This is a genomic window from Bifidobacterium sp. UBA744 (assembly GCA_002298605.1).
GTDB lineage: Bacteria > Actinomycetota > Actinomycetes > Actinomycetales > Bifidobacteriaceae > Bifidobacterium.
Window position 1 is genome coordinate 1 of sequence record DBKS01000014.1, and the last position, 4,044, is coordinate 4,044.

Annotated in this window: 5 protein-coding genes; 3 read left to right on the plus strand and 2 right to left on the minus strand. The window is 64.0% G+C overall.

Features of this window, described 5'->3' with window-relative positions; translation table 11 throughout:
* Positions 1-135 precede the first annotated feature (135 nt).
* On the minus strand, positions 136-1,182 hold the full coding sequence (locus B2994_RS01465; RefSeq protein WP_291526632.1) for a G5 domain-containing protein: 1,047 nt from the start codon (positions 1,180-1,182) through the stop codon (positions 136-138).
* Positions 1,183-1,387: 205 nt separating this feature from the next.
* Positions 1,388-1,738, minus strand: coding sequence for a thioredoxin (trxA, locus tag B2994_RS01470; RefSeq protein ID WP_291526633.1), 351 nt, complete (start codon positions 1,736-1,738; stop codon positions 1,388-1,390).
* Between the two features lie 175 nt (positions 1,739-1,913).
* Here trxA and B2994_RS01475 point away from each other — a divergent pair, with 175 nt between their 5' ends.
* The 3 genes from B2994_RS01475 to B2994_RS01485 all read left to right on the plus strand — a co-directional run.
* A complete protein-coding gene (locus tag B2994_RS01475; protein ID WP_291526634.1) occupies positions 1,914-2,540 on the plus strand; it encodes an NUDIX hydrolase family protein in 627 nt (208 codons plus the stop codon).
* A gap of 60 nt (positions 2,541-2,600) precedes the next feature.
* The gene (locus tag B2994_RS01480; protein ID WP_291526635.1) at positions 2,601-3,497 is read left to right on the plus strand and encodes an alpha/beta fold hydrolase; all 897 of its coding nucleotides are present in this window, start codon (positions 2,601-2,603) and stop codon (positions 3,495-3,497) included.
* A partial coding sequence (locus tag B2994_RS01485) for an NUDIX-like domain-containing protein (RefSeq protein ID WP_291526636.1) occupies positions 3,494-4,044 on the plus strand: 551 nt, incomplete at its 3' end. The genes B2994_RS01480 and B2994_RS01485, both read left to right, overlap by 4 nt.

A 4,044-nucleotide genomic window follows, 5' to 3' on the forward strand; every position in this document is an offset into this window, starting at 1 on the left:
TTAACACCGCCGCGTTTCGTTTATGACGTGCCGGGTTCAAAGGCTTTTGACGCGTGATGGGCTGTGGCGCATCACGCGTGCATCACAGCGTTGGCACGTGGGTCAGCCGGAACCGGATTAGCCGGGACGGCCGGATCAGTACCAGTGGTGGGACAGCCAGTACGAGTATGCGCCCTGAATGGAGCCGTAGCGCGAGTTGCAGTAGTTGAAGAACCACTTGAGCTGCGTCTGGTAGTTCGTGCTCCAGTCGCTGCCGAACGCGGCCATCTTGCTGCCGGGCAGCGCCTGAGGCAAACCGTAGGCGCCGGACGAGGGATTCGACGCATTGACCTGCCAGCCGGATTCATGGCTGATGATGTACACGGTGGCGGTGAAGTCGGCCTCGCTGCCACCGTTCGACAGCAGGTAGTCATGCGCCCACTGCTGCATGGTGCCAACTGGAACCGTGGTGCCAATGGAGGATGCGGCCGACGAAGAGGAGGACGACGAGCTGTGGGAGGACGCCTTCTTGGTGCCCTTGAGGATCACCTTGTCAACCGGGGCGGTTTTGACATACTTGGCGATGGTGGCCGAGGAGACCACCGTGTCGCCGTTGCGCGTCACCAGGTTCGTCGATTCGACAACGCCGTTCTGGCCTTCGGTCTCGACCTTGGTGGTGCCGGCGGCGAGGTTCGGATCCTCCTTCTCGACGGTGTTGAAGGGAATTTCCTCGTCGGTGGTTTCAACCGTCGCGTCGGTGCGGGTGATGGTGATAGTGGTGGATTCGTTGACCGGCTGGTCGAGTGCGGGCTCCACGGTGTCGGTGGGATCGAGGGTGATGTTGCCGGCCTGCAGCACGGATTTCACGTCGGTGAAGTTTTCGCCGAGCACAATGCGGGTGTCCCCGTTGATCACCACCGGAATATACGACGTGTTGGCGGTGGCGCCGCCCTGCCCCTCGTCGATGGCCTTGCGGGCGGTGTCACGCGAAACCTGAATGCCCTGCATGTCGGTGGCGGAGTACGAGCTGACCTCCGATGAGTCGGTTTGTCCGCTGGCGGTGTTCGCGGTGTAGAAGTCGTGGGATGCGACGCCCACGCCGATCACGATGGCGATTGCCGCGGCGCCTGCTGCGAAGCGCATCCATTGACGCTTGGTAATCAGCGTGATCGCGGCGACATGATTGGCGTGATGACGAGCCATCTCGCTCCTTGGTTGGGGGTCAGATCCTCGGCGATTCGGCGCGGCATTGCTGTCCGCTCCGTGCTCGTCGGTGTGCACACTTTCTTCATATTAGCCCATACCGGCCATATACGGTAATCGGGCGGATCCGACCGGGCCGTATGCCGGCCGTGTCCGCCCGATGGCTGGACCGCCTGATGCGGTTCCGCCCGTCGACTACTTTTGATTACTTGCCCGCGCCCGCATCCGCGGTGACGTCGAGCTTCTTCGCCTGGTCGATCAGGTCGTCCAGATCGGCCTCGCGCAGCGCCCCGGCCTGCTTGAACACGATCTGACCCTTCTTGGCGACCATCAGCGTGGGCACGGCGGAAATGCCGGCCGCCGCGGCCAGATCCTGGTTCTGATCGATGTCGACCTTCGCGAACACGATATCCGGATGCTTCTCGCTCGCGGCTTCGAAAATCGGTCCGAACGCCTTGCATGGGCCGCACCAGGTGGCCCAGAAATCAAAGAACACCAGATCGTTGTCGGTGACGGTCTGCTCGAATTCGGCGGAGGTGATCGCGCGGGTTGCCATGGCAAATCCTTTCCCCAAAAGGTTCATAACGGCTTTCATAACGGGCTTGCACAAACCCGTTGGTCCGCGTCCAGTATCTCGGGACCTTCCGACACCTGGCGCTTCGCTGAGCTCTGAGCGCAAGATCCGACCGGATGGCAACGCATACGTCATACATGGTCCCAATAATGGAGGTATGCCAGTCATGAATGATGAAGTGCCGGATCCGGACGACTTTGACGCCGACCGTCCCCGCGGGGAATTTGACAACATCACCCCCGAGGATTTTGTGCGCGGCAACGACCATCAGAATCCGCCCGGATGGCTTGGCCCGGGGGATATCGACCGGGCGCGCCGCCAACTGCCCATCGCCTATGTGGAGGTTGTGCCGGTGCGCATCGACGATCTGGGCCGCATCAGCCGCGTGGGATCGCTGCTGCGCGTGGACGATGACGGCAATATTGAGCGCACGCTGATCACCGGGCGCGTCTTGTTCCACGAGTCGTTGCGCGAGGCGATCGCGCGCAATATCGCCAAGGATCTGGGCGATATCGCGCTGCCCCAGCTGCCCGCCAGCCTGCTGCCGTTCACGGTGGCCGAGTTCTTCCCCACGCCGGGGGTGAGCGAGTTCTACGATCCGCGCCAGCATGCCATTGCGCTGTGCTATGTCGTGCCGATCGCTGGCGACTGCAAGCCGCAGGACGAAACCCTGGATGTGGAGTGGGTTGATCCGCGTTCCGACGATCTTGACCGCTTCGTCGCCCAGATGCCCAACGGGCATGGGCGCCTGGTGCGCCAGGCGCTGGCCTGGAGCGGCATATAACCGGCATATAGCGGCATACGCGGGAGCATAGGCGTAAACAACGTAGATAAAAGGAGTGATATGCGGATCCTCAATCATGTGATCAGCCGGGGCACGGGAGTGCCGCTGGTGCTGGTGCACGCGTTCCCGGTCGACCACCATATGTGGGATGAATGCGCGGCCCGTATCGTGGCGCAGGCCAAGGAAGAGGGACTGGACGAACTGACAATCTGGGCGCCCGATATGCCGGGTGCCGGCGCCGGACCGATTCCGGACGCGGCGGAAACCGGGCCGGTTGCCGATGACGGCGCGTACCCGCAGGCGATGGACCGCCTGGCCGACGCCTATGTCGGACTGCTGGCCGACGCCGGCTACGATCGTGCGGTTTGGGTCGGTCTGTCGATGGGCGGTTATGTGGTGCTCGATATCCAGCGTCGCCATCCCGAGGCGGTGGCCGGCCTCGCGCTGTGTGACACCAAGGCCGACGCCGATGGGCCGGAGGCGCGTGCGAGGCGCATCGAGATCGCCGAAACGATGGAGGCGACCGGCACGCGCGAGCCGATTATGCATTTCGCGGCCGCCAATCCCATGCGCGATTCGACGGTGAAATGTTCGCACGACTTCATCGTGGCGATGACCCGTCTCATCGATGCGCAGAATCCGAATGGCGTGGCATGGCGTGAGCGCATGGCCGCGGGCCGTCCCGACCTCAACGATCAGCTCGCCGGGATCGGCGTTCCCGCGGCCGTGGTGTGCGGCGACAAGGATCCCTCCAGCCCGCCCGCCGTCATGGGGCCGATCGCCGAGCGGATGACGGGCACGGATGCGGCGTTCACCGTCATCAGGGATTGCGGTCATTTCTCGGCCATGGAGCATCCGGACCAATTGGCCCGCGCGTTGGTGGCGCTGGTGTCTCGCGTGAGGACCCTTGAATCGCTGCGGACGGATTCGAGCGCTTTGGAGGGGACCGACCGATGAGTTTCTCCCCACTGGCTTTGACCCAGACGCTGCCGTTTTTGCCGTTGGCGCAGGGCGATGTCGACTATCAGGTGGATCGTCGCGGCGAGAACCATCTGATCGACACCGTGCTGGCCGAGCCGAACTCGAGGGTGATGCTGGTGAATGCCGGCAAACTCGCCGTGCCGCGCGGCGAGGCGGCGACGGTGAATTACGAGGCGGGCCGGATGCGGCTCGCCATGCTGCCCGGCCGCTATATGCGTGCGGAGCTGGCGGCCCACGCGGAGGCGACGCCGATTTTTCTCGGCGCGTATGGTCGGGGCGACGCCGCCGAACACGTGGTGGCCATCGATATCACGCGTCTTGGCGCCGCCGACGCCGGCCATGTTCCCGACGCCGCAACCCAGGGCGCCGATGATGCCTTCGGAACGGCTGACGGTCCGGCCGCCGGCGGCGCGTCGATTCTCGATCAGGCCGCCGGACGCTTCGACTGGGTGGATTTGCGTGGTTTCGCGCCGCATGCCTCGGCTCGCGAAGCCGGTTTGGCCACGAGTGCCGCCAGCGTGAG

What these genes read in the sequence shown, in the direction of transcription:
- trxA (WP_291526633.1), bottom strand. Translation starts at nt 1,738, where the DNA reads ATGGCAACCCGCGCGATCACCTCCGCCGAATTCGAGCAGACCGTCACC.
- B2994_RS01465 (WP_291526632.1), bottom strand. Translation starts at nt 1,182, where the DNA reads ATGGCTCGTCATCACGCCAATCATGTCGCCGCGATCACGCTGATTACC.
- B2994_RS01475 (WP_291526634.1), top strand. Translation starts at nt 1,914, where the DNA reads ATGCCAGTCATGAATGATGAAGTGCCGGATCCGGACGACTTTGACGCC.
- B2994_RS01480 (WP_291526635.1), top strand. Translation starts at nt 2,601, where the DNA reads ATGCGGATCCTCAATCATGTGATCAGCCGGGGCACGGGAGTGCCGCTG.